The organism is Mesorhizobium sp. M8A.F.Ca.ET.202.01.1.1, from assembly GCF_004791595.1.
GTDB lineage: Bacteria > Pseudomonadota > Alphaproteobacteria > Rhizobiales > Rhizobiaceae > Mesorhizobium.
In genome coordinates this window covers 138350-163413 of record NZ_SRUN01000003.1, presented here as the reverse complement: position 1 = coordinate 163413, position 25064 = coordinate 138350, and the positions used below count along the sequence as shown (strand labels likewise).

The window sequence follows — 25064 nt, the reverse complement described above, 5'->3', positions numbered from 1 at the left end:
CGGGCAGCCGTGAAGCCGCCCGGTGGATTTCAAGTCTTACTTTACATTGGCGCCGACAACGGCGTCCCAGTTCTTGGTGATGGCTTCCTTGGCCTTGCCCTGCTCGTCGAGCGTCGGGAACACCGCGGCCGCATAGGACTCGGCCGGCGGCAACTTGGCCAACACGTCCGCCGGGATCTTGCCGTTCTTGGCAAGATCGTTGAAGCGGATCGGGTGGCAATAGCCCTTCAGCCAGGCGACCTGGCCTTCGTCGGAATAAAGGTATTCCAGCCAGAGCTTGGCCGCGTTCGGATGCGGCGCGAAGGCGCTGATCGCCTGCACGTAGACGCCGGCGACCACACCGGTCTTCGGCACGACGACGTCGACGGGCGGGTTGCCCTTCAGTGTGTCACGGCCGGCGAGCGCGTTGTAATCCCAGGTGATCAGGATCGGGGTCTGACCCTGGGCGAGCGTGGCGGCCTTGCCGATGACCGGCACGAAATTGCCGGCGGCGTTAAGCTTCTTGAAGAAGTCGAGGCCGGCGGTCCCGGCAGCTTCACCAGCGGCCGCACCAGACGACAGACCAGCGGCATACACCGCCTGGATGGCCTGGTTCGAGGCGCGCGGGTCACCGGCAAGGGCTACCGAGTTGGCGAATTCCGGCTTCAGGAGGTCGGCCCAGTCCTTCGGCGATTCCTTGATCAGATCCTTGTTCACCTGGAAGGACAGCACGCCGTAATAATCGCCGGTCCAGAACCCTTCCGCATCCTTGGCGCTGTCGGGGATCGAGTCCCAGGTCGACACCTTGTAAGCCTGGATCAGACCATCCTTCTTGGCCGACGGGCCGAAGGAGAGGCCGACGTCGATGACGTCGGGAGCCTGCGGGCCCTTGTTGTCCTTGTTGGCCTTGATCGCCTCGACCTCGTCGCCGGAGCCGGCATCGGGGTTGAGCTCGTTGATGGTGATTTCCGGATACTTCGCCTTGAAGCCGGCGATGACGTCGCCGTAGCCGCACCAGTCATGCGGCAGCGCGATGGTGGTGAGCTGGCCTTCAGCCTTCGCGGCCTTGACGAGATCGTCCAGCGAAGCCGCGGACGAAATCACCGACGACACCATCAGGGTCGCGGCCGAAAGGGAAAGTACTTTCCCCGTGAATTTGAACATGTGTCCTCTCCGTTGAACTGGCGCCGTTGGACGCCTGCGATGCGGTATCGTTTTCGTGTGACAGCCAGATGAAAGCTTTGTGAAACCAGCCGCCAGCAGCACGAAAAGTTAACTCTTTTTAACCGGCTGTAGCAATTAGCCACCCCTTAATTTTCCGGCTAATCATTAATGCGCCTGTCTTTCCCCGCTTCCCCTTTCCTTTCCCCTCGTTTCCCAACCAAATTTCCGCATCCCGAAACCGGCCTCAGACCGTCCCGGCGATGGCGTTTTCGAGCAAGGTCAGCGCCGCCTTCTTGGTCAGCTTGACCGGGTTGCCGCCGGCCGTCGGATCGACCACCGCCATGTCGGCGATCAGCCCCTTTCGTTTCTTGTCCATGTCCAGCCCCTTGATCAGGCCCGGCAGCGCGTGCGGCACCTTCAGTTCCTTGCGCAGCTTGATGACAGCCTTGGCGAAGCCGTCGAAACCACCCTTGATGCCGCAATAGGCAGCGAGCCGGCCGATGCGCTCCTCGATGGAGTCGCGGTTGAAGGCGAGCACATAAGGCATGAACACCGCATTGGTCATGCCGTGATGGGTGTCGTAGAGCGCGCCGATCGGGTGCGACAGCGAGTGGATGGCGCCCAATCCCTTCTGGAAGGCCGTGGCGCCCATGGCAGCGGCGCTCATCATATGCGCGCGGGCGACGAGGTCCTTGCCGTTGGCGAAGGCCTTGGGCAGGTTCTCGAACACCAGCCTGATGCCTTCGACGGCGATGCCGTCGGCCATCGGATGGTAACCGGGTGCGCAATAGGCCTCCAGGCAGTGGGCGAGCGCGTCCATGCCGGTGCCGGCGGTGATGAAGCCGGGCATCCCGACCGACAGCTCCGGATCGGCGATCACGATCGCCGGCAACAACTTCGGATGGAAGATGACCTTCTTGGTATGCGTCTCCTCATTGGTGATGACGCCGGCGCGGCCGACTTCCGATCCGGTGCCGGCGGTGGTCGGCACCGCGATGATCGGCGCGATCGCGTCGGAATTGGCGCGCGTCCACCAGTCGCCGACATCCTCGAAATCCCACACCGGACGCGTCTGCCCCGCCTGGAAGGCGATCAGCTTGCCGAGGTCGAGGGCCGAGCCGCCGCCAAAAGCGATGACACCGTCATGCCTGCCCTTCTTGAACACGGCGATGCCGGCGGTGAGGTTGGACTCCACCGGGTTCGGCCTCACTTCCGAAAAGACGCCGTAAGGAACCTTGGCGTCGTCGAGAATCCTGAGCGTCGAGGCGACGACCGGCAGTTTGGCCAGCCCCGGATCGGTGACGAACAGCGGCCGCTTGATGCCGGTCGCCGCCAGCACTTCAGGCAATTCCGCGATACGCCCGGCGCCGAAGCGAACGGTGGTGGGGTAGTTCCATTTGGAGATGAGCTTGGACATTTTTTGTCTTTCGAAAATCAGATGGCTTCACGCAGATGGAATGATTTCGGCCTCGTCAGATTGTCGTAGCCGATGGCCGACAGCCCGGCGCCCTTGCCGGTATCCTTGACGCCGGTCCAGACCAGCGCCGGATCGAGGTAGTCGCAACGGTTCATGAACACCGTGCCGGTCTCAACGCGGTCGCCGATCGCCACCGCGTGCTCGGTGTCGCGCGTCCAAATCGAGGCCGTCAGCCCATAGGCGCTGTCGTTCATGAGCGCGATCGCCTCTTCGTCGTTGCGCACCTTCATGATGCCGACGATCGGGCCAAAACTTTCCTCGCGCATGACGCTCATCTGGTGGTCGACTCCGGTCAACACCTCGGGCGCCAGATAGGGCGAGCCGGGCTGGTCGTTGGCCACCTTCATGTTGATGTGCGCCACCGCACCCTTGCGCAGCGCCTCGGCCTTCTGCTCGCGGATCAGATCGGCAAAACGCGCCTGCGCCATCGGCCCCATCGTGGTTGCCTCGTCGAGCGGATTGCCGACGACATAGTTCCTGGTCTCGGCGATGAAGCCCTCGATGAACTCGTCATAGACCTTTTCGTGCACATAGACGCGTTCGATGCCGCAGCAGCACTGGCCGGAATTGAAGAAGGCGCCGTCGACCAGATTGGCCACCGCATGGTCCATCTTGGCATCGGGCAGTACATAGGCCGGATCCTTGCCGCCGAGCTCGAGGCCAAGCGTCATGAAGGTACCCGCCGCCGCCTTCTCGATGGCGCGGCCGCCGCCGACCGATCCGGTGAAATTGACATGGTCGATCTTGCCCGAACCCAGCAGCTTTTCGGTCTGGGCGTGATTGAGAACGACGTTCTGGAACACGCCCTTGGGCAGCCCGGCCTTGTCGAAAGCCTGTTGGAAGCGCTCGCCGACCAGCAATGTCTGCGCCGCATGTTTCAGGATGACGGCATTGCCGGCCATCAGTGCCGGCACGATGGTGTTGACGGCTGTGAGATAGGGATAGTTCCATGGCGCGATCACCATGACCACGCCCAGCGGATCCTTCTTCACATAGCGGCGGAAGCCGTCCTTGGGATTGGAAGCCGGCACGGATTTCAGCGCCGCCTCGGCGATCTCGACCATATAGGTGGTGCGCTCCTTGACGCCGCCGAACTCGCCGCCATACCGAACCGGACGCCCCATCTGCCAGGCGATCTCCGGCACGATCTCGTCTGATTTCGCAACCAGCGCTTCGAGCATCGCCAGCATGTACTTGCCGCGCTCGACGATCGGCGTCTGCGCCCACTTCTCCTGCGCCGCCTTGGCACGCTCGACCGCGGCATTGATCGCCTGGTCCGTCGCGACCGGACGCTCGGCATAGATCGAGCCGTCGATGGGAGATTTCAGTTTGACCGTTTCGGTCATCGTTTAAGTCCTCGCACTTCTGTAACAATCGAAAAATCACATGGCTTGGCGCTGCCCCTCATCCGCCTGCCGGCACCCTTCTCCCCGTGTAGCGACGGGGAGAAGGGAAACGCTCCAGCGCTGGCATCCCTCTCTCACCGTTCTTCACGGGGAGAGGGTAAGGGTGAGGGACGGCGCTAACGTCGTGGCAATCTAGTACCGCTCGAACCCCCTGTGCAGTTCCCAATCCGTGATACGGCGGTCGTATTCGAACTGTTCCCACTTTGCCGTGTGGACATAGTGTTCGAGCACATCCTCGCCGAGCGCCTGCTTCAGCATCTTCGACTTGGCCAGCGTCTCGGTGGCATCGCGCAGCGTCTTTGGGATCTCCGGCAGGCGCGAAGCCTGGTAGGCATCGCCGACGAAAGGTTTTTGCAGTTCAAGCTTCTCGTCGATGCCGGCCAGACCGGCCGCGATCAGGGCTGCAAAGGCAAGATACGGATTGAGGTCGGCGCCGCCGATGCGGCATTCCATGCGGATGCCCTTGGTGCCCTCGCCGCATAGGCGGAAGCCGGCGGTGCGATTGTCCTCGCTCCACATGATCTTGGTCGGTGCGAAGGTGCCGGCCTGGAAGCGCTTGTAGGAGTTGATGTAGGGCGCCAGGAACCAGGTGAATTCCTTCGCATACTTCAACTGTCCGGCCGCCCATTGCTGGCCGAGTGTCGACAAGGTCCAGTCGGCTTGTCTGTCGAAGAACAGCGGCGTCTTGCCGTCGGCGCTCCACAGCGAATTGTGGATGTGGCTGGAATTGCCGGCGAGGCCGTAATTGTACTTCGACATGAAGGAGATCGCCTTGCCTTCGGACTCGGCGATCTCCTTGGCGCCGTTCTTCAGGATGACGTGGCGGTCGGCCATGTCGAGCGCTTCGGCATAACGCACGTTGATCTCTTCCTGGCCCGGACCCCACTCGCCCTTGGAATTCTCGATCGGAATGCCGGCGGCTTCCATCTCGTTGCGAAGCCGGCGCATGACGCCTTCTTCCTTGGTGGTGATGCCGATCTGGTAGTCGCCGATATAGGGCGACGCGGTGTCGAGACCCTGCCAGTGCTTCTTGCGGGCGGAATCGTAGGTCTCGTTGAACAGGTAGAATTCGAGCTCGGAAGCGAAATAGCCGATATAGCCACGCTCCGTCAGCCGCTTCACCTGCTTCTTCAATATGGCGCGCGGCGAGTGCGGCAGGTCGTCATGGGTATGGTGGTCGAGCACGTCGCAGATCACCAGCGCCGTCTTTTCCAACCAGGGAATACACCGCAGCGTCGCAAGGTCCGGCTTCATGACGAAATCGCCATAGCCCTTCGACCAGCTTGCTGCCTTGTAGCCCGGCACCGGCTCCATATCGATATCGGCCGCCAGCAGATAGTTGCAGCCATGCGTTTCGTCATGTGCGGAATCGACGAAGTACTGCGCCAGGAATCGTTTTCCCGCCAGTCGGCCCTGCATGTCGACGATGCATGCCAGCACCGTGTCGATCTCGCCATTGGAGACCGCTTTCTTCAACTGATCGAACGAGAAATTTCCGGCCATTCCTTTGGCACTCCAGCGCTTGGTCGTTTCGGGCTTGTCATATTGAACGAGTGCAAAAGCCGTGGCGAGAGAACCCGCCACGGTTTGATTGGCTGTTTAGGCGGATTCGCCGACGGCCTTTTCAGCGGCTGCGATGGTCGCCCTGCGCTTGGCGAGTGCCGCCTCGCCAATGGGCGGCCCCTGGAAGCGGCGATTTTCAACGGCGAACCACAAGACGACGAGCAGAATGATCAACCCAATCGCATAATTGATCAGGATGTCGAAGGGCGGCTGGATGCCGGCATACATCAACACCAGGACACCAAGCACGGTGATGATGGCGAACGGCTTTGACCAGATGCCGAGCCGGAATGGTCCGAATTCGGTCCAGCTCTTTCCTTCCGCAAGAAGTCCGGCTGCGATCGGCATGGCATAGGAGACGTAGAGGAAGAGAGCGCAGCCGGCTGCAAGCGCCGCGAAAGCCGGCGAATAGAGCGTGGCGGCGATCGACAGCACGACGCCGAGCCAGATAGCCGGAACTGGCGTGCGCCAGGTCGGCGAAACCTGCTTCCACAAAGACGACCCCGGCAGACCCCCGTCACGCGAAAAGGCGAAGATCATACGCGATGTCGAAGTGAGGCCGGCCAGCGCGCACAGATAGTTCGACAGCACGATGGCGATGCCGAGCAGAGCCTTGAGCCAGGTTGGCGCCGGCAGATTGTTGAACAGGTTGAACCAGGCATTGCCGCCGTCCTTGGCGGTCGCCACGAGATCGGGGCTCGCAAGGACGAAGGAGACCGCCATGACGAAACCGAAGACGAGAGACCAGAGGACCGCGTGGATCATGCCCCTGGGCACCGCAACGCGGGCATTGTGTGTCTCCTCGGCAGTGTGCGCCGAGGCGTCGAAGCCGGTGATCGTGTAAAGCGGGTAGAGAAGGCCGATCAGGAAGGCCACCAGCGCCGTGCGGGCCGTCGGAACATAGCCGCCCCCGAGATCGCCGGTCGTGTTGACGAAGGTCGTCAGTCGCGAAAGGTCGAAACCATGCGCGCCCCAGATCAGGAAGGTCAGCGTCAGCACAACCGCAACGACGAGGATGAGGTAGCCGGAAAAATCGGTCAATCTCGTTGTCGTCTTGATGCCGAGATGATTGAACAGACCTTGGGTGACGGTAATGATCACGACAGCCACCGTCTGCTGCCAGAAGCCCCAGGTCGATGTGTCCCAGCCGAAGATCGGACCTGCGACGAGCCCTTGAAACAGCAGGTAGACGCCGACATTCACCGAGGCGACCACGAAGATCAGGCCGAGCAGGTTGATCCAGGCCGTGGCCCAGCCCCAGCCGCGACCGCCCAGGATCGACGACCAGTGATAGAGGCCGCCGGCGGTAGGATAGGCCGAGCCGATCTGGCCCAGCGAAGCAGCGACGACAAGGGCGAAGACGCCCCCGATGAGCCAGCCGATGGTCGCCTCGAAACCACTGCCGGTGGCCATCGCCAGCGGGAAAGACGTAATGCCGCCCGCCAGGATGCAGATAATCGAGAAGGAAATGGCGAAGTTGGAGAAGCCGCTCATGCGGCGAGCCAATTCCTGGGCGTAACCCATACTGTGAAGGATTTTTGTGTCCTCCGACTTGTCGGAGTGATCAGGTGTTGTCATGTCAGAATTCCCCTCTTGGTTCTTAGCTGGCCGATTGAACTGACTTTCCGACTGCGCTTCGTCGAGAGCCCTTGGCCTCCTCTGGCTCCAGATTCAAAAAAATGCCCGCAAGCAAATCCGCCCATTTCCGCTGCCCGGTTTCGCCGGAGATTTCATCGTTGCGGATTTCGATCATCGCGCAGGACAACCCGCGCGAGCGCGCATGCCGTTCGAGCGTGAAATAGACGCGGTCGGCAGGCGAATAGGGTTCGTTGACGCCGACGGTGACGCCGGCAAGCCGCTGCAGTGCGCCGATCAGCGGCGCCGCCAACCGGCGATCCTCGTCATGGATGATGCCGATATGCCACGGCCGGTTGCGGCCCTTGTAAACCGGCGTGAAGGAATGCACGGAGACTAGCCGGGTCTCCTGGCCGCGCGCCAGCCTGTCTTCGATAATTCCCGCAATCGTGTCGTGGAATGGCTGCCATGACAAGGCGACGCGCTGCGCACGCTGCTTGTCCGAAAGGCCTGCATTCCCCGGTATGGCTGTGGTTTCGCTGACCGGCGGCACCAGGTCCGGCGCATCGAGCGGCCGGTTGCAGTCGATGATCAACCGCGAAATGCGGGTTTCGACCAGCGTCGCGTCGAGCGCCTGCGCCATGCGCAGCGCAACCGGCAGCGCGCCGGGATCCCAGGCGATGTGGCGCGACAGGTCCTCGGTCGCGAGGCCGAGCGTGCCGAATTCGGCCGGCAGGAAATTGGAAGCGTGGTCGCAGGTCAGTACGAAGGGGCTCGATCCGCCGGGATTGGTCACCCCCACGGTATCAGACGATGCAAGGCTGGCGGGCCGTGCTTTCTCCATACTCTGCCGTCCCCGGGGAGCGCTGTATCGTATGTTACGTATTTTGCCTCATTGCGTCCCTACGGATGATTTCATACAGTTTGTCCGGCTTTGTCAAATGCGATCTGGGGAAAAGACCATCGGCCGGGCCAAGGGTGGGGAAAACCATGATTTCCAACATTGCCGAATTGATCGCCGACCGCATCGGCACCATGCCCGCCGGCGAACGACGAGCGGCCCAGACGCTGATCGCGAGCTATCCGATGATCGGCCTGAAGACGGTCGCCGAATTCTCGGCCGCGGCCGGTGTCTCCTCGCCGACGATCCTGCGCTTCGTGGCCCGGCTCGGCTTCCAGAACTATCCGGAATTCCAGTCGACCCTGCAGGACGAACTGGCGGCGCAATTGCAATCGCCGGCGATACGGACCCTCAACCCGCCCTCGCCCGGCGGCGGCACGGTCTCTCCGATGCTGGAAGCGACGCTCGACAATATGCGCGAGACCTTCCGCCACCTCTCCGACAGGCAGCTTGCCGATATCGCGGCGCGGCTTGCCGACCGGCGTGGCAAGACATTTCTGATCGGCGGCCGCTTCACCGACCCGCTGGCACGTTACATGGCCGCCCATCTTGCCGTTATCCAGCCCGATGTTTTTCACCTCGCCGGCCAGGAGAGCATGTGGCGCGACCGGCTGATCGACATGGGCAAGCGCGATGTGCTGGTGATCTTCGACATCAGGCGCTACCAGGACAGTCTCGTCCGCTTCGCCGAGAAGGCGCACCAGCGCGGCGTCCAGATCGTACTGTTCACCGATCAATGGCTGTCGCCGATCGCCCGCTTTGCCCGTCATGTCATCGCCGGACGAACCGCCGTGCCTTCCGCATGGGATTCTTCGGCGGCGCTTTTCGTCGTCGCCGAAACGCTGATCGGCGCCGTCACAAGACAACTCGAGGCCGACGGCGCCCGGCGCATCCGCGAGATGGAAGGCCTGCGTTAGGCGGATCCCGGCCAAATCGCATCCGTCCCGACGGGGTGTCCCGACTTCACGTTACCGAGATTTAATGTGCACGATCGCGTGATAATTGCCATAAACCGCTGATATGCGAGGTGCGGCGTGGCCGGATTTCGCCGCCCGCCCGTACCGTCGCTGTGCCGCTCCTTCGGGAAGGGGCTGACGATTCCTGGAAACCGGAGTGTCGATGCGCACCTCAAAGCAAATTGTCGTTGCGCTTGTGATCGTGGTCGTCGCTGCGGCTGCCTGGGCGCGCTTCTATCCCGGAGCTCCCGAAGTGCTGGCGCGTTGGGGGATAGACTGGGCCTATGCGGCGACGCCTCCGGCCGGAAACAGTGCGGCCGGCGCGAGACAGGCTGGCAATCGCAATAGCCCCCGGCAGGTCGACGTCGTCGCCTTGCCTGCCGGCACGGCCACCATCAACGACCGCCTGCAGGCGATCGGCACCGGCCGCGCCAACGCCTCGGTGACCGTCAATCCCTATAGTTCGGGCCGCCTTGCCGATCTGCTGGTCGAATCCGGCAGCCATGTCGACAAGGGGCAGATCATCGCCACGCTCGATTCCGAGACGGAGATCATTGCCCAGAACCGGGCCAAGCTCGCCCTGCAGGACGCACAAGCCAAGCTCGACCGCGTCAAGTCGCTGCGCGCCTCCAACGCCGCCACGCCGGTCGCGGTCGCCGATGCCGAAGTGGTGCTGGCCGGCGCCAAGCTGGCGCTTCAGGATGCCGAGCTTGCGCTGCAGCGTCGCTCGATCCTGGCGCCGATATCGGGCACCGTCGGCATCCTGCCGATCTCGGCCGGCAACTACGTGACCAACCAGTCGGCGATCGCCACGCTGGACGACCGGTCCTCCATCCTGGTCGATTTCCAGGTGCCCGAACGCTTCGCCGCCGCCGTCAAGGTCGGCGCGCAATTGACGGCGACGCCGATCGCCAATCAGAGCAACGCCTATACCGGCACGGTGTCGGCGATCGACAATCATATCGACGAAAAGAGCCGCACCCTCCTGGTCAAGGCCAAGATCGCCAACCCAGCCGACTCGCTGCGCGCCGGCATGTCGTTCTCCATCACCATGAAATTCCCCGGCGAGACCTATCCCGCCGTCAGCCCGCTGGCGATCCTGTGGGGATCGGACGGTGCTTATGTCTGGCAGGTCGAGGACGGCAAGGCCAGGCGGTTGCCGGTTCGCATCATCCAGCGCAACACCGAAACCGTGCTGATCGACGCGGAGATCAGCCGCGGCGACATGGTTGTCACCGAGGGCACCCAAAATGTCAGCGAAGGCGGCGAGGTTCGCATCGCCGGCCAGGAGCAGCGCGCCGCCACCGCCGCGGAAGGCTCATGACCGGACCCGTCAACGCCGGCAGCGATACCGGCTTCACCGCCCTGTTCATCCGCAGGCCGGTCATGGCCTTCGTGCTCAACGTCCTCATTGCGGTTGCCGGCCTTGCGGCCTTCTACGGCGTCGAGATCCGCGAATTGCCCGACGTCGATCGTGCCGTGGTCACGGTCTCCACCACCTTCGAGGGGGCGGCGGCCGAAACCGTCGACCGCGAATTGACCGACACGATCGAGGGCGCCGTCGCTCGCGTCTCCGGCGTCAAGTCGATTTCATCATCCTCCTCATTCGGATCGAGCCGTGTCACCATCGAGTTCAACGACGGTGTCGACCTCAACGTCGCCGCCTCGGATGTGCGCGATGCCGTCGGCCGCGTTGCAAACCAGATGCCGGATACGGCCGATCCACCGCGCATCGTCAAGGCCGACGCCAATTCCGACGCGGTGATGCGGCTGGCGGTGACTTCGGACACCATGTCGATCCAGGACATGACGGTGGTGGTACAGGACCAGATCGAGGACGAATTGGCCGCCGTCCCGGGCGTCGCCGACGTCCAGGTCTATGGCGACCGCGACAAGATCTTCCGCATCGACGTCGACCAGAACAGGCTCGCCAGCCTTGGCTTCACGGTCGCCGACCTCAGGGCGGCGCTCGCCTCCGTCGCCTTCGATTCCCCGGCGGGGTCGATCACCACGACCAACCAGGACCTGATCGTCCGCACCACGGCCGACGTGACGACGCCTGCGGAATTCGAAAACATCATCATCGGCGGCACGACGCGCATCCGCGATGTCGCGACCGTCACGCTCGGCCCCGATGTCGGCCAGACCACGCTGCGTTCGGACGGCAAGACCGGCATCGGCATCGGCATCATCCGGCAGGCGGAATCGAACACGCTGGACATTTCGACCGGCGTCCAGGCCGCTGTCGCCAAGCTGCAGGCGAACCTGCCCAACGGCATGTCGATCAAGATCACCAGCGACGACGCCGTCTTCGTCAAGGGTGCCGTGCACGAGGTCGAGATCGCGCTCGGCCTGTCGGTCACCATGGTGCTGATCGTCATCTACGTCTTCCTGCTCGACTGGCGCGCCACGCTCATCCCGGGCCTGTCGATGCCGGTCGCCATGATCGGCACCGTAGCCGCCATCTATCTGGCCGGCTTCTCGATCAACATCCTTACGCTGCTCGCTTTGGTGCTGGCCACCGGCCTTGTCGTCGATGACGCCATCGTGGTGCTGGAAAACATCGTGCGACGGCGCAATGAGGGCATGGGGCCGCGCGCGGCCGCCGTGCTCGGCGCACAGGAAGTGTTCTTCGCCGTCGTTGCCACCACGCTGACGCTGGTCGCGGTCTTCGTACCGATCTCGTTCCTGCCGGGACAGACCGGCGGCCTGTTCCGCGAATTCGGCTTCGTGCTTGCGATGTCGGTGCTTCTGTCCTGCGTGGTGGCGCTGACGCTTTGCCCGATGCTTGCCTCGCGGATGCTGACCAGCGCGTCGCTTCACCACGAAGGTGGCCACGGCATCGGCGCGCGCATCGGCGGCGTCCTCAATGCCGGCTACAAGCGTGCGCTCCATGCATGTCTCGACGCGCCGTGGATCGTGGTTCTGGTCGCGGTGCTGTTTGCCGGCATCGCCTTCACGCTGTTCGGCACGATCCGCCAGGAACTGACGCCCACCGAGGATCGCGCCGCCGTGCTGTTGCGCATCAACGCCCCGCAAGGCGTCAGCCTCGACTACACCACGCAGCAGATGCAGAAGATCGAGCGGCTGATCCAGCCGATGCGCGATTCCGGCGAGATTCGCTCGACCTTCGAGAACGCCGGCCAGAACGGTTCCTACAACTCGGGCTTCATGGTGATGACGCTGGCGCCGTGGGACGAGCGAAGCCGCAGCCAGCAGGAGATCATGGGCGAGATCAGCCAGCTGACCAAACAGGTGCCCAGCGTGCGCATCTTCCCGGTCCAGCCCAACAGTCTCGGCATCCGCGGCGCCGGCAACGGCCTGCAGTTCGCTCTGGTCGGCAACGATCGCAAGGCGCTCGGCGATGCGGCGGTCAAGATCATAGCCGAGATGCAGAAGGATCAGCGCTTCCAGACGCCACGCCTGTCGATCGACCCGACCCAGCCGCAGCTGGCCGTGGCCATCGACCGTGAGCGCGCTTCCGACCTCGGCATCGACATATCCGGGCTCGCCAACACCATGCAAGCCATGCTCGACGGCAACGACGTCGTCGATGTCTACATCGCCGACCGCAGCTACGGCGTGAAGCTGGTCTCGACCACCAATCCGATCAACGACCCGACCGATCTGGAAAATGTCTTCCTCAAGACGGCGGATGGCCGCTTCGTGCCGATGTCGACCATCGCCACGCTGACCGAACGCGCCGTGCCGCCGTCGCTGTCGCGCGAACAGCAGCAGCCTTCGGTGGCAATCACCTCCAACCTCTCAGGCAATTTCGCGCTTGGCGATGCGCTGACGCGTGCCGAGGAGATCGCCACGCCGCTCCTGCCGCCCGGCAGCCGCATCCTGCCGCTGGCCGAAGCCGCCACATTGGGCGAAACCAACAGCGCCATGGTCACCATCTTCGGCTTCGCCCTGATCATCATCCTTTTGGTGCTGGCCGCCCAGTTCGAGAGTTTCGTCAGTGCCGTCATCATCATGGCGACAGTGCCGCTCGGCCTTGCCTGCGCCATTTTCGCGCTGCTGCTGTCGGGCACCAGCCTCAATGCCTACAGCCAGATCGGCCTGGTGCTTCTGGTCGGCGTCATGGCCAAGAACGGCATCCTGATCGTCGAATTCGCCAATCAGCTGCGTGATCGCGGCCTGGGCGTACGCGAAGCGATCGAGCAGGCCTCCACCATCCGCCTGCGGCCGGTGATGATGACGATGATCTGCACCATACTTGGCGGTGTGCCGCTTGTGCTGGCCGCCGGCGCGGGCGCGGAGGCACGCGTGGCGCTCGGCTGGGTGATCGTCGGCGGGCTTGGCCTGGCCACCGTCTCGACGCTGTTCCTGACACCGGTCGCCTATCTCCTGCTTGGCCGCTTCGTCACGCCGAAGACCCATGAGGAAGCGCGGCTGAAGCGCGAACTCGAGGAAGCCGCCTACACCAATGTGGAACCGGCGGAATAGAGATAGCTATTTCAGCAGCCGACCTTCGATCGACCAGCGCGCGGCAAGGAAGTTCAGCACAGCCGCCACGATGACCCCGCCGATCTTTGCCGGCCACACGCCGGTGATGCCGGCGAAGAGTGCGATCGACAGGCTGGAGACGCCGAGCGAAATCAGCGCCCCGGCCGTGACAAACCGCAGGAAGGCGTCATGCAGCCGGATGGCGTGATTGCGCTCGAACGACCAGAAGCCATTGGCCACGAAAGAGAAGATGACGGCGATCGACCACGAGAGGACGTTGGCGGCAAGCGGTGGGACGTGCAGCTTGAGCAGCAGGGAAAAGCCGGCAAGGTCGATGGCCGTGTTCACCAGTCCGACAAGCGCGAAACGGGCGATCTTGCTGCCGGTTGAACGCTGGGGTCGATCGGCTCCGCTCATCCCTTGCCGTCCATGATCTCGACACCGGCGCGGGCCAGGCTCGCGCCGAACGCATCCGAGGCCAGCACCCCGAATTCCACTTCGCGCACGCCTTGCATCGGGTCGCGCGCGCGCAGTGTTTCGTCGACATGGCCGGGGTGGCACATGAACAGCCCATGGTCCGGCAACGCTTCGACCGCGGCCTTCAGCAATGGCGCAAATTTTTCGGGTTGCCGCCAGTCGTAGATGCCGGCGAGCGGCTTCCAAACGGCAAAGCCGGCGCGCTGCATCGATTGATTGAAGCCGGCGGCCACGGCAGCGATTGCCGCGATCTTCGAAGCGACGGCGGCATCGCCAAGCGCCGGAGCGCCGCGCAGCACCGGCCTGCCGGCGGCGTCGGGAAAATACGCCCGCAGCCATCCGCGCACGACGGGCAGGAAATGCACGTGCTGATGACCATCGATGAAGTCGGGCTTGCGGCCGACCGCCTCGACGAACCGACTGTACTGCGCGTCGAGTTCGGCATGGACATCGCGCTTGTCGATCCGGCCGCGCAGGACCGGCAGGGCGAGCGAACGAAGCGGCGGCAGCCGGCCCTCGGGCGCCAGGCTCGACTTGCCTGTGACGGCCGGCTGATCCGTAAGTGTCAGGTGCAGCCCGATCGCCGCATGGCCGCACAACGGCCTGATACGCGCCGCCGCCCCGGCCCATTCCGGAAAACCGGTCATGCAGCTGGTGCCGGTCAGCCGTCGCCGGTCGAGCAGGTCTAGAATTCCGGCGCAAACCCCTGGCGCCAGGCCGTAGTCGTCGGCGATCAGGCGAATGCGCCGCGTCATATGCCGGACGCGCCTGGCGGCCTGTCCGAGACGTCGCTGCGCACGACATCGCGCACGATGTAGACCGGCCGGTCCTTGCTCTCCGACAGCGTGACCCAGACATATTCGCCGATCAAACCAAGCAAGGTCAGGTTGAGGCCACCCAGCAGGACGACGGCGACCATCAGGCTGGGATAGCCAGGCACGGCGATGCCGTAGAACATCACTTCGAAGAACACCTTGGCGCCGTAAACGATGCCCGCCAGCGCCGCCAGCATGCCGCTCAGGCTGATGATGCGCAGCGGGATGACGGAAAACGACGTAAAGCCTTCCAGCGAAAAGGCGATCAGGTTGAGCCGGCTCCATTTCGACGTGCCGACAGCCCGGTTTTCCGGCGAATAGGGTATGGCTTTCTGGCGGAAGCCTGCCCAGGCGAACAGGCCCTTGTTGAAGCGCCGCTTGTCGCGCAGGCTGGTCAGCGCGCGCGCGACGGTACCGCGCATGACGCGAAAATCTCCCGCGTTCTCGGGGATATCGAAACGCTGGCTGCTGTTGATCAGGCTATAGAACAGCTTCGCCAGCTGGCTGCGCCGCCAGCTGGCCTCGCGCCGGTCGTTCTGGGCGTAGACGACGTCGATATCGGGATGCTTCACCAACTCGGCAATCATCTGCAGGCTGATGTCCATGGAATGCTGCAGGTCCGAATCCATGATCAGCACCATGTCGCCGCGCGACTGGTCGAGGCCGGCGAGCACCGCGACCTCCTTGCCGAAATTGCGGCTGAGGCGAACGATCTCCCAGGAGCCCGACAGCGCCAGCGAAAACCGTTCGGCGCCATCGTCGCGACTGCCGTCGTCGACCAGGATCTTGTGGACGGCCATGCCGAAACGGCTTGATACCGCTTCCTCGAGCCTGTCGAGCAGCGCGGCAAAGGCCGACGCCGATTGCGCCTCGTTGAAGAAGGGCGCCACGATATCGAGTTTCTGACGCAACTCAGCCATGTGCGACGGGTCCGACATTCGCCATCTTTTCGCTCGCCTTGGCCCAGAACCACCAGATCAGCGGACAGACGATGAAGGTGACCGCGAGCGGCCGGAACCAGGGGAAGAAGAAATCATGCATGTGGCGCTCGACGCCCGTCAAACCTGTGACGAACAATACCATCGACAGCACCGAAGCCAGGACGCCGCCACGCTCGTCCCGCCACAGTGTGGCGATAGCGAGGCCGGCAGGCACCGCGATCATGGCGTAGGTATTTGGCTCGACGCGCGGATTGAAGACGCACATGTAGAAGGCGGCCGTCAGGAAGATGGCCAGTCCCGCCATTCCAGGCTGGAGCTTGCGGTCGAACCAGAGAACGGTCGATAGCGTAAGCAATGCCACGACGACACGCACGATCGTGGCGGCGAATTCAGGCATGGGTAGGCCTGCCGACGTGAAAGGCGCCGTGAAGTCGGTGGGCACAAAATGGCCGGACTTGTCGACCGCCATGGAGGTCAGCATGCTGGCGAAATCACCGTACTGCTCGTTGAGGTAGCCGGCAGGTGCGAAAGCATATGGAATGGCGAGCACGAACAGCACCGCCAGCACGAGCACGGGTATCAGCCGCAGGCGCAGGGCTCCCACCAACAAAAGCATGATGATCGCGGTCGGTTTGGCAATGATGGCGACCGATGCCCAGAAGAAGGTCTCGGCGCGCCGCCCTTCGAGCGCCGACAGGGTCAGGAGCCAGCAGGCGCCGGTCAGGAGGATCGTCGCCTGGCCGTTGCGGATCGCACCCAGCGCCATCGGCAAGGCAAGGAAGAGCCCGAAGGAGAGCAGCCACGTCAATTCCCCGCCACCGAGCTTGCGCACCTGGCGCATCGCGGCGAAGGTGAGCACCGCAAACCCCAGTACGTGCCACACCAGTCCGCCCAGATGCGGACCGAGCTTCAGCACCGGAACATAGAGCGCGGCAAAGGCCGGCGCGTATAGATAGCCCATCTCGGACTGGAGATTGTACAGTGGCTGGCCGCTGAGGAACGCCTCGCTGCCAAATCCGTAGGCCTGCATCACCGTGCGCGTGTAGGGCGACCATAGCACCATCCCGAGGACGACCAGGAATGCCCCGACCCACAGGCTCAGCCCCAAACGGTCGAAAACCGGCTTGGAAATCGTCATCAATACACCCCGCACGCCATTGGGGGAGACGCCTCAGCCTGGCGTCGTCCCGGCATTCGATGGCGGCGGCATATCACGGACAAAGCGGCGCGGCATAGGGGGGTCGATGGCGCAAGCGGCGATCCGGCCGGTCCGATGGCAGCCGGACACGTGAATGTGTCGACCATCGAGAGCAAGGTCACCGTTTCAAGGCCGGATGAAAACCTTGCCGTTGGGCTTGGCCAGTTCCGCCGGCAAGCGCGCCATTGTCTCGGCCAGCGGAATGACCGCCGTCACGTCGGTCGACCAGCGTCCATCGGAAAACCGCTTCTGCGCCTCGAGAATCGCCGGACCACGGCGATCGCGGAACTGACGCATCCATTCGCTCAGCCAGAAGCCCTCGATGTGCTTGTGCTGGAAGATCAACTGGCCGGGCTCGCGGATGACCGTGGCCTCGGGATCGAGCCGGCCGTAGATGATCCAGCGCGCCCGTTTAGGCATCGCATTGAAGATCGCCGAAGCCAGCGGCCCGGTGACCGCATCGAGGAAGATGCGCGGCTGTTCGGCCTTCATCACCTCGCGCAGGGTGGTCTCGAAATCCGGCGCCTTTTCGTTGAGGACACGCGCCGCGCCAAGCTCTTTCAGCAACGCGATCTGCTCGTCGCGGCGCACGGTGACAACAGGCCGGAACCCCTCCTCCCTGGCCAGGCCGATGATCAGCTTGCAGAGCTGGCTGGCGCCTGCGGTCATGATGAAGGCCTTCTCGCCTTCCTGTTTGACGATGTCGAACATGGCAATCGCGGTCAGCGGATTGACGATCATCGCGGCGCCATCCTCGTCGCGCACCGTATCGAGGAGCGGAATGCAGGCCGCCGCCTCGGCGACCGCATATTCAGCCCACGAGCCCCAATTGCTGAGACCGGTGGCGAAGGCGACCCGCTTGCCGATGAGACTCCTGGGATAGGGCTCCTCCCCGCCCGCGACGACTGTGCCGACACCTTCGAAGCCCGCCGGCTGGCCCTTGGCGCGCGGCTGCCCGTACTGGCCCTTGATGAAGGCGACATCCGATGGATTGATCGAAGCCAGACTGACCTTGATCAGCACCTGGCTCGGTCTGGGCGCCGGCACGGCGATGCTTCCCGGCTCGAGATACGGCTCCATCGCCTCGAGCGCACTGCCGCTCGGTGTCCTGGTATAGCCGTCGCCGACCAAGAGCAGCGCCTTCATTTCGGAGGGGATTGTCATCAGTGAGACTCCTTGGTTGCCGCGGGAAGAACCGTATGTGGCCAGCCTAACTGCCGCTCAGACCTTCTCCTGCGTGTATTTCTTCAGCTCCGTCCGCGCCACCTGGCGGCGATGGACTGCGTCAGGTCCGTCGGCGAGGCGCAGCGTCCTCAGATGTGTCCACGAGCGCGCGAGAGGCGTGTCCTGGCTGATGCCTTTTGCGCCGAACATCTGCACCGCCTCGTCGGTGACCTTGAGCGCCACGCGTGGCGCGATGACCTTGATCTGGCTGATCCAGGGGGCCGCGGCCCGCGCGTCGCCCTGGTCGATCATCCACGCCGCCTTGAGGCAGAGCAGCCGGGCCATTTCGATCTCCATCCGGCATTCGGCGATGATGTCGAAATTGGCGCCGAGTTTCGCCAGCTTCTGGCCGAAGGCCTCGCGGCGCACGGAACGCTGGCACAGCATTTCCAGGGCCATCTCGGCCTGGCCGATGGCGCGCATGCAATGATGGATCCGGCCCGGCCCGAGCCGGCCTTGCGCGATCTCGAAACCCCTGCCCTCCCCGAGGATCAGGTTCGACGCCGATACCCGCACATTGTCGAAGCGAAGATGCATGTGGCCGTGCGGCGCGTCATCGTCGCCATAGACCTGCATGGCGCGGACCTTGGTCACGCCTTTCGTGGCCGAGGGTACCAGGATCATCGAATGGCGGCGATGCTGCGGCTCTTCATCGCCGCCGGTCCGCACCATGACGATATAGATGGCGCAGCGCGGATCGCCGGCGCCCGACGCCCACCATTTCTCGCCGTTGAGCACATAGTCACCGCCCTGCCGCTCGCAGCGCATGGAAATGTTGGTGGCGTCGGAGGAGGCGACATCCGGCTCCGTCATCAGATAGGCCGAGCGGATTTTTCCGTCCAGCAGCGGCTCGAGCCACTCCAGCTTGTGCTCGGCCGAGCCGTAGCGTTCCAGAACCTCCATATTGCCGGTGTCGGGCGCGGAGCAGTTGAAGGTTTCGGCGCCGAGATGTGCCTTGCCCATTTCCTCGGCCAGATAGGCGTATTCGACGGTGGACAGGCCGTAGCCGCGTTCCGAACCGGTCAGCCAGAAGTTCCACAGGCCGCGTTCCCGCGCGGTCTTCTTCAGCCCTTCGAGAATCTCGCTCTGGCGCTTGCTGTAGACCCAGCGGTCGCCGGCCTTGCCGACTTCGCCGAGGAACTCCTTGTCAAGCGGCATGATCTCGTCGCGCACCATGGCCGCGACGCGTGCGTGGATCGGCTTCAGCCGCTCGGTCATGCCGAGATTCATCTGCGTCATCGGTCGCTAACCCTTCATGCACGCCAGGCATTTTATCCGTGGCAAGGATGACCGTACTTCGGATAGCCTTGTCAACGCGAACTGTTTTGCCCGCGGGCGGGGCAACGGTGCGGAGAATTTGGATGAGCCACCTGGACGAGCTGTTTTCGGTTGCCGGCAAGACCGCGCTGGTAACGGGAGCGGCGACCGGCATCGGTCGCATGGCGGCAACCGCGCTGGTCAAGGCCGGCGCCAGCGTGATGATCGCCTCGCGCAAGGGCGAGGACTGCATCAAGGTCGCCGGCGAACTGAACGGACTTGGCGCCCCGGGCCGGGCGGAAGGCTTTGCCGGGGACGTTTCCAGCGAGGCTGGCATTGCCGCCCTGGTCGGCGAGGTCAGGGCGCGGACCAAAGAACTGCATATCCTGATCAACAATGCCGGCGTGTCCTGGGGCGCGCCGCTGGAAAGCTTTCCCTACCACGCCTGGGCCAAGGTGTTCGGCGTCAATGTCACCGCCGTCTTCCATCTGACCCGCGAATTGCTGCCGCTGCTCGATGCTGCTGCCAGCGACGCCGATCCGGCCAGGGTGATCAATCTGGGCTCGGTGATGGGCACGCAGCCGCTGGCCGACGACGCCTATTCCTACACCGCCTCCAAGGCCGCGGTTCACCATTTGACGCGCATGCTGGCGCTCGAATTCGCCGGCCGCCGCATCACCGTCAACGCCTTCGCACCAGGCCCCTTCCAGAGCCGCATGACGGCCTTCGCCACCGGCACGGACGAACAGGCCAGGCATGTCGGCAGCCATGTCCCGATCGGCCGCATCGGCACACCGGATGACATTGCCGGCGCAACGCTCTATTTGTGCAGTCGTGCAGGCAGCTATGTCACTGGCGCCATTCTGCCGATCGACGGCGGGCAGTCGGTGCAGCATGGGTTGACCTTGTTCAAGGAATGACATTTTCCGGCCGCAGAAGCCGGAGGTGAACTGGAGGACATGAGCGTGGAACCGATCAGTCTCGATGTGCTTCTGGCCAGTGTCGGCAAGGAGGTCGGCGTTTCACCCTGGCGGGTGGTCACGCAGCGCATGATCGACCAGTTCGCCGACGCCACCGACGACCATCAGTTCATCCACTGCGATCCGGAACGGGCCAAGCGCGAAACGCCGTTCGGCGGCACCATCGCGCATGGCTTCCTGTCGCTGTCGCTGCTGTCGGCCATGACCTTCGAGACCATGCCGCCGCTGGAAAACGGCAAGATGGGCGTCAACCATGGCTTCGATTCGCTACGCTTCCTGGCGCCGGTGAAGACCGGCGCGCGCATCCGCACCCGTTTCGTGCTGGCCGACGTCAAGGTCAGGCCGTCGGGCTGGGTGCAGACGGCGCACGACGTGACCATCGAGATCGAAGGTTCGAAGAAACCGGCGCTGACCGCCCGCTGGCTGACGCTGACCTTGATTGAACGCCAGCCCGAGACGGCATGAACGAACCGAACGCGCTCGACCAGGCGGCCCTCGCGCCTTACCTCGAGGCGCACATCCCGGGCTTTTCCGGGCTCGCGGCAATCGAAAAATTCAAATCCGGCCAGTCCAACCCGACCTATCTCCTGACGGCTGAAAGCGGCCGTTACGTGCTGCGCGCCAAGCCGCCAGGCCAACTCTTGAAATCGGCGCACCAGGTCGACCGCGAATTCCGGGTGATGAAGGCGCTTTCGGACACCGCCGTGCCGGTGCCCGAAATGCTGCATCTGTCGGCCGAGGACTCGCCGATCGGCCGCATGTTCTACGTCATGGATTTCCTCGACGGCCGCATCTTCTGGGATCCGGCGCTGCCCGAGGCCCGCGGCAACGATGAGCGCGCCGCGATCTACGATGCCATGAACGCCACGCTTGCCGCCCTGCACGACGTCAACGCCGAGGCCGTGGGCCTCGGCGATTTCGGCCGCCCCGGCAATTACTTCGAGCGCCAACTGGCACGCTGGACCAGCCAGTACCGCGCCTCGGAAACCAGCGCGATCGGCGACATGGACCGGCTGATCGAATGGCTGGAAACCCATATGCCAGCCGATGATGCCAGGGCTGCGCTGGTGCATGGCGATTACCGGCTGGACAATCTGATCTTCGCGCCGGACCAGCCTAAGGTGCTGGCGGTACTCGACTGGGAACTGTCGACGTCAGGCCACCCCTTCGCCGACATCGCCTATCAATGCATGCAATGGCGCCTGCCGCATGCCTCGGGTTTTCGCGGCCTGGGCGGCATCGATCGCTCGGCACTCGGCCTGCCCTCCGAGAAGGACTATGTCGCCGCCTATTGCCGGCGGCGTGGGCTGACCGGCATCGGCAACTGGACGTTCTTCCTCGCCTTCTCTTTCTTCCGGCTGGCGGCAATCTGCCAGGGTGTCTACAAGCGCGCGCTCGACGGCAATGCTTCCAATCCGGAGAAGGCCAGAACCTACGGCGAGGCGGTGAAATTGCTCTCGCATCTCGCCGCCAAACTGATCGACAAGCAGGCGTAAGAGGGAGACGGGATGGCCGCTTCGAAGGAGGAACGGTGCTGATCACGGGTGCCGCCGACCCGGCCACTCCCTCACGACCGGCATGACGCCTGCCGCTTGGGAACCCGTGGCGCCCTTGTTCGTTTCCGTACAGCGTATATAATTTAGCCAGGCACCAACCAGACAAGGGCAACAGACTTGCCGCTGAGCGTCCAGAAGCGCCGCGAGAAACAAAAGGCCGAACTGCGCTCGGAGCTTGTCGAGGCCGCACACAAGCTCGTCCAGGAAGAAGGCTATGAAGGCCTGACCATCCGCAAGCTGGCCAAGCGGGTCGGCTATGCGCCGATGTCGGTTTATTCCTACTTCGCCGACAAGCAGGACATCCTCTTCGCGCTGGCCGAGGACGCGTTCGAAACGCTCGCCCGTCGCATCGAGGAGCACCCGTCCGACGATCCGATCGAGGCCTTGCAGGCGGTGATGACCGAATATGCCGCCTTCGGGCTCGGCAATCCCAATGAGTACCGCACCGTCTTCATGACCGAAAAGACCAAGCTGCCGGAAGGCAGGAGCTACGAAGACATGGAGGAAGGCAATCCGGCGATGAAGGTGCTGATCAGCAGGGTCGAGGCCTGTGTCGCCGCCGGCAAATTGCACGGCGATCCGCGCGCCATTGCCACCATGCTGTGGGCGGTCGGCCATGGCACGATCTCGCTGTTGATCACTTTCCCCTTCTATCCCTTCGGCGACGCGCAGGCTTTCGTGAAGCGGATGTGCGACTTCACCCTTGCCACGCTCAGCACGCAAGACGTGCCGCCGTTGACCGAAAAACCGGTCAACTGCTGAGCGCCCGCCCTTTCGGTTTCGCAGATTTCCGCGCCGACCTGGCACCCAAATCGGCGTCGAATTTCTTGGTTAACAAAAAACTACCGTACGTGTACGATTCTCCCTTGAACTTCGCGATCGACGGACGTATTTGTACGAAGTAACGTACATGTACGGAACAAATTCGCCCGTCGAACACGGAGACTGACCATGAAAAAGACACTCCTCACCCTCGCCGCCGTGCTGGCACTTTCGGGTTCGGCTTTCGCCGCCGGCACCAGCCAGCCGGTCAAGCACCCGACAGCGGCGACCTGCGTCGACACCAAGACCAATGTGAAGCTCGATTGCGCTTCGACCGGTTCGGTCGACAAGAAAGCTTCCACGGAAGCCACGACCAGCGGCAAGGGCCCGCGGCTCGGGATCACGGTGAACCCGTGGATCATGCCGAGCGCCTACTGAGATTTCGGCCTACCAAGATTTCGGAAAGTCGGTTCTGGCCGGCCCAGCCGGGCAGATGGTGATTCAGGCGATCGAGACCGGCAGCTTGGTCGCTGAACTTTCGAAGGCCGCATCGATCAGCTTCTGCATCTCGGCGGCGCGCCGGAACGACGGATCGCCGTTTCGTCCCGTGTCCAGCGCATCGGCGAAGCGCTGGGCATTGTGCTTGACGTCAGGCGGCGTCAACGTCCGCCAACGGTGCAGATCGACGTCATCACCCAGGCAAGCGGACAGCCGCGAAACCTTGCCGTCGGTCTCGACCTTGATCGCGCCCTTGGTGCCGTGCAGGGCCAGCGACAAATCATTGCCATGGCCTGTCGTGTAGCGGCTGGCCATGATCGTGGCCAGCGCGCCTGAGCTGAGCCGCGCCGTTATCGCCAAGCTGTCATTGACGTCGAGCACATAGTCGCCGACGCGGTCGCCCTCGGCCTTCGGAAACGTCACCAGATCGGCATGCAGGGAGACGATATCCTCGGCCGCCCCATAGGTCGCGAAGTCGAGGATATGGATGCCGACATCGCCCAGCACGCCTGTCGAACCGTGCCGGCTCGACAGGCGCCACAGCCATTTGTCGTCGACCCGCCAGTCGCCCCAGAACTTGCTGACCAGCCAGCTTTGCCTGTAGCTGGCCTCGACGTGGCGCAGCTCGCCGATCTCACCGGCCCGCACCATGCGCCGCGCCTCCTGGATCACCGGCGTGTTGCGATAGGTCAGGTTGACCATGTTGACGAGCCCGGCCGCCTCGGCGGCTTCGCTCATCGCAAGCGCATCGGCATGGTTCGGCGCCAGCGGTTTTTCGCAGAAGACATGTTTCCCGGCGGCCAGCAGGGCCAGTGTCGTCGCCTTGTGAACCTGGTCCGGCGTCGCGTTGATGGCGGCATCGAACTCGCCCCAGGCGATCGCCGCTTCGAGGCTCTCGAAGAAAGTGCCTATTTTGTTGGCGGCGGCGAACGCTGCCGCGCGGCCCGGCAGACGATCGACGCAAGCGACGATGGTGCAGCCCGGGACCTGACCGAACTCCTCGATATGGTGTGCGGCGATCCAGCCGGTGCCGAGCAGAAGCAGGCGGTGCATCAGCTCAACCCCTTGTCACCGTCGGCATGCAGGCGCAGGCCTTTCTGGACGATCTTCTCCTTGGCCTTGTCCGTCGGCACATTCGGCGCGTTGGTGATGCCGGCCCAAGCCGGGGCCGGATTGTGTGCCCAATGCACCGCGTTGCGCAGCACCTGCTGAACGCCTTCATTGTGATAGATCGGATAGGTCTCGTGGCCCGGCGAGAAGTAGAAGATCTTTCCGGCGCCGCGCTGATAGGTCAGGCCGGAGCGAAACACCTCGCCGCCCTCGTACCAGGAGATGAACACCGTCTCCAGCGGCTCGGGCACCGCGAACGGCTCGCCATACATTTCCGTCTCGCCGATCTCAAGGCATTCGCCGATGCCTTGCGCGATCGGATGGCCGCGATTGATCGCCCAGACCCGCTCGCGCTCGCCCGCCTCGCGCCATTTCAGCGAACAGGGCGTGCCCATCAGCCGCTTGAAAATCTTCGAGTAGTGGCCCGAATGAAGCACGATCAGCCCCATGCCTTCCCAGACCCTCTTCTGGACGCGCTCGACGATCTCGTCTCTGACCTCGCCATGCGCCGCATGCCCCCACCACAGCAGTACATCGGTGGCGGCCAGCCGCTGCTCGCTCAGGCCGTGCTCAGGCTCCTGCAAGGTCGCGGTGGTCGCCTCGATGCCCTTGTCCTGGTTGAGCGCCGCGGCGATCGTGCCGTGCATGCCCAGCGGATAGAGGTCGCGCACGGCGGCATTGCTCTGTTCATGGACGTTTTCGCCCCAGACTATGGCTTTAACAGGCATTTTTCCTCTCCAAAGCGCTTTGAATATCGCATCTTCGGAGGTGTT

Annotated in this window: 22 protein-coding genes; 8 read left to right on the top strand and 14 right to left on the bottom strand. The window is 63.6% G+C overall.

The window, feature by feature from the left end; translation table 11 throughout:
• Positions 1 to 36 precede the first annotated feature (36 nt).
• The 6 genes from EN845_RS08760 to EN845_RS08735 all read right to left on the bottom strand — a co-directional run bounded on the left by EN845_RS08760 (position 37) and on the right by EN845_RS08735 (position 8008).
• Positions 37 to 1143 carry an ABC transporter substrate-binding protein gene (locus EN845_RS08760; RefSeq protein WP_127869925.1) on the bottom strand — a complete coding sequence of 369 codons (1107 nt, stop codon included), beginning with the start codon at positions 1141 to 1143 and terminating at the stop codon, positions 37 to 39.
• Positions 1144 to 1387: 244 nt separating this feature from the next.
• Positions 1388 to 2560 (bottom strand): iron-containing alcohol dehydrogenase, encoded by a 1173-nt coding sequence (locus EN845_RS08755; RefSeq protein ID WP_127869926.1) that lies wholly within the window; start codon positions 2558 to 2560, stop codon positions 1388 to 1390.
• A gap of 17 nt (positions 2561 to 2577) precedes the next feature.
• Positions 2578 to 3966: an aldehyde dehydrogenase family protein gene (locus tag EN845_RS08750; RefSeq protein WP_127869927.1), complete on the bottom strand. Its 1389-nt coding sequence runs from the start codon at positions 3964 to 3966 to the stop codon at positions 2578 to 2580.
• Between the two features lie 192 nt (positions 3967 to 4158).
• Positions 4159 to 5529, bottom strand: a complete 1371-nt coding sequence (locus tag EN845_RS08745) for a glutamine synthetase family protein (RefSeq protein ID WP_127869928.1) — start codon at positions 5527 to 5529, stop codon at positions 4159 to 4161.
• Between the two features lie 96 nt (positions 5530 to 5625).
• On the bottom strand, positions 5626 to 7167 hold the full coding sequence (locus EN845_RS08740) for an amino acid permease (RefSeq protein WP_127279066.1): 1542 nt from the start codon (positions 7165 to 7167) through the stop codon (positions 5626 to 5628).
• 22 nt (positions 7168 to 7189) lie between these two features.
• A complete protein-coding gene (locus tag EN845_RS08735; RefSeq protein ID WP_127869929.1) occupies positions 7190 to 8008 on the bottom strand; it encodes an N-formylglutamate amidohydrolase in 819 nt (272 codons plus the stop codon).
• Between the two features lie 146 nt (positions 8009 to 8154).
• Here EN845_RS08735 and EN845_RS08730 point away from each other — a divergent pair, with 146 nt between their 5' ends.
• From EN845_RS08730 to EN845_RS08720, 3 genes are all read left to right on the top strand, one after another.
• Complete coding sequence (locus EN845_RS08730; RefSeq protein ID WP_127869930.1) at positions 8155 to 8982, top strand: MurR/RpiR family transcriptional regulator; 828 nt, start codon at positions 8155 to 8157, stop codon at positions 8980 to 8982.
• 202 nt (positions 8983 to 9184) lie between these two features.
• On the top strand, positions 9185 to 10345 hold the full coding sequence (locus EN845_RS08725) for an efflux RND transporter periplasmic adaptor subunit (protein ID WP_127869931.1): 1161 nt from the start codon (positions 9185 to 9187) through the stop codon (positions 10343 to 10345).
• The gene (locus EN845_RS08720) at positions 10342 to 13473 is read left to right on the top strand and encodes an efflux RND transporter permease subunit (protein WP_127869932.1); all 3132 of its coding nucleotides are present in this window, start codon (positions 10342 to 10344) and stop codon (positions 13471 to 13473) included. The genes EN845_RS08725 and EN845_RS08720 overlap by 4 nt, the downstream gene beginning before the upstream one ends.
• A gap of 6 nt (positions 13474 to 13479) precedes the next feature.
• On the opposite strand, the gene EN845_RS08715 is transcribed toward EN845_RS08720, so the two are convergent.
• The 6 genes from EN845_RS08715 to EN845_RS08690 form a co-directional block, all read right to left on the bottom strand.
• Positions 13480 to 13890 carry a GtrA family protein gene (locus EN845_RS08715; protein ID WP_127869933.1) on the bottom strand — a complete coding sequence of 137 codons (411 nt, stop codon included), beginning with the start codon at positions 13888 to 13890 and terminating at the stop codon, positions 13480 to 13482.
• A complete protein-coding gene (locus EN845_RS08710; protein WP_127869934.1) occupies positions 13887 to 14705 on the bottom strand; it encodes a ChbG/HpnK family deacetylase in 819 nt (272 codons plus the stop codon). The genes EN845_RS08715 and EN845_RS08710 overlap by 4 nt, the downstream gene beginning before the upstream one ends.
• On the bottom strand, positions 14702 to 15685 hold the full coding sequence (locus tag EN845_RS08705; RefSeq protein WP_127279544.1) for a glycosyltransferase family 2 protein: 984 nt from the start codon (positions 15683 to 15685) through the stop codon (positions 14702 to 14704). The genes EN845_RS08710 and EN845_RS08705 overlap by 4 nt, the downstream gene beginning before the upstream one ends.
• Positions 15678 to 16844, bottom strand: a complete 1167-nt coding sequence (locus EN845_RS08700) for a glycosyltransferase 87 family protein (protein ID WP_127279543.1) — start codon at positions 16842 to 16844, stop codon at positions 15678 to 15680. Before EN845_RS08700 ends, EN845_RS08705 begins: the two co-directional genes overlap by 8 nt.
• A gap of 186 nt (positions 16845 to 17030) precedes the next feature.
• A complete protein-coding gene (locus tag EN845_RS08695; protein WP_127869935.1) occupies positions 17031 to 18068 on the bottom strand; it encodes a zinc-binding dehydrogenase in 1038 nt (345 codons plus the stop codon).
• Positions 18069 to 18125: 57 nt separating this feature from the next.
• Complete coding sequence (locus tag EN845_RS08690; RefSeq protein ID WP_127869936.1) at positions 18126 to 19367, bottom strand: acyl-CoA dehydrogenase family protein; 1242 nt, start codon at positions 19365 to 19367, stop codon at positions 18126 to 18128.
• Between the two features lie 122 nt (positions 19368 to 19489).
• Here EN845_RS08690 and EN845_RS08685 point away from each other — a divergent pair, with 122 nt between their 5' ends.
• The 5 genes from EN845_RS08685 (at position 19490) to EN845_RS08665 (ending at position 23121) form a co-directional block, all read left to right on the top strand.
• Complete coding sequence (locus EN845_RS08685; protein WP_127869937.1) at positions 19490 to 20305, top strand: SDR family oxidoreductase; 816 nt, start codon at positions 19490 to 19492, stop codon at positions 20303 to 20305.
• A 39-nt stretch (positions 20306 to 20344) separates the two neighbouring features.
• On the top strand, positions 20345 to 20830 hold the full coding sequence (locus EN845_RS08680; RefSeq protein WP_019861112.1) for a MaoC family dehydratase: 486 nt from the start codon (positions 20345 to 20347) through the stop codon (positions 20828 to 20830).
• Positions 20827 to 21861, top strand: coding sequence for a phosphotransferase (locus EN845_RS08675; RefSeq protein ID WP_127869938.1), 1035 nt, complete (start codon positions 20827 to 20829; stop codon positions 21859 to 21861). Before EN845_RS08680 ends, EN845_RS08675 begins: the two co-directional genes overlap by 4 nt.
• 177 nt (positions 21862 to 22038) lie before the next feature.
• A complete protein-coding gene (locus EN845_RS08670; RefSeq protein WP_127869939.1) occupies positions 22039 to 22683 on the top strand; it encodes a TetR/AcrR family transcriptional regulator in 645 nt (214 codons plus the stop codon).
• A 189-nt stretch (positions 22684 to 22872) separates the two neighbouring features.
• On the top strand, positions 22873 to 23121 hold the full coding sequence (locus tag EN845_RS08665; protein ID WP_127869940.1) for a DUF680 domain-containing protein: 249 nt from the start codon (positions 22873 to 22875) through the stop codon (positions 23119 to 23121).
• Between the two features lie 63 nt (positions 23122 to 23184).
• Here EN845_RS08665 and EN845_RS08660 read toward each other — a convergent pair whose 3' ends face one another.
• Together EN845_RS08660 and EN845_RS08655 are read right to left on the bottom strand one after the other, a co-directional pair.
• Positions 23185 to 24234, bottom strand: coding sequence for a Gfo/Idh/MocA family oxidoreductase (locus EN845_RS08660; protein WP_127869941.1), 1050 nt, complete (start codon positions 24232 to 24234; stop codon positions 23185 to 23187).
• A complete protein-coding gene (locus tag EN845_RS08655; protein ID WP_127869942.1) occupies positions 24234 to 25019 on the bottom strand; it encodes a ThuA domain-containing protein in 786 nt (261 codons plus the stop codon). The genes EN845_RS08660 and EN845_RS08655 overlap by 1 nt, the downstream gene beginning before the upstream one ends.
• Positions 25020 to 25064 lie beyond the last annotated feature (45 nt).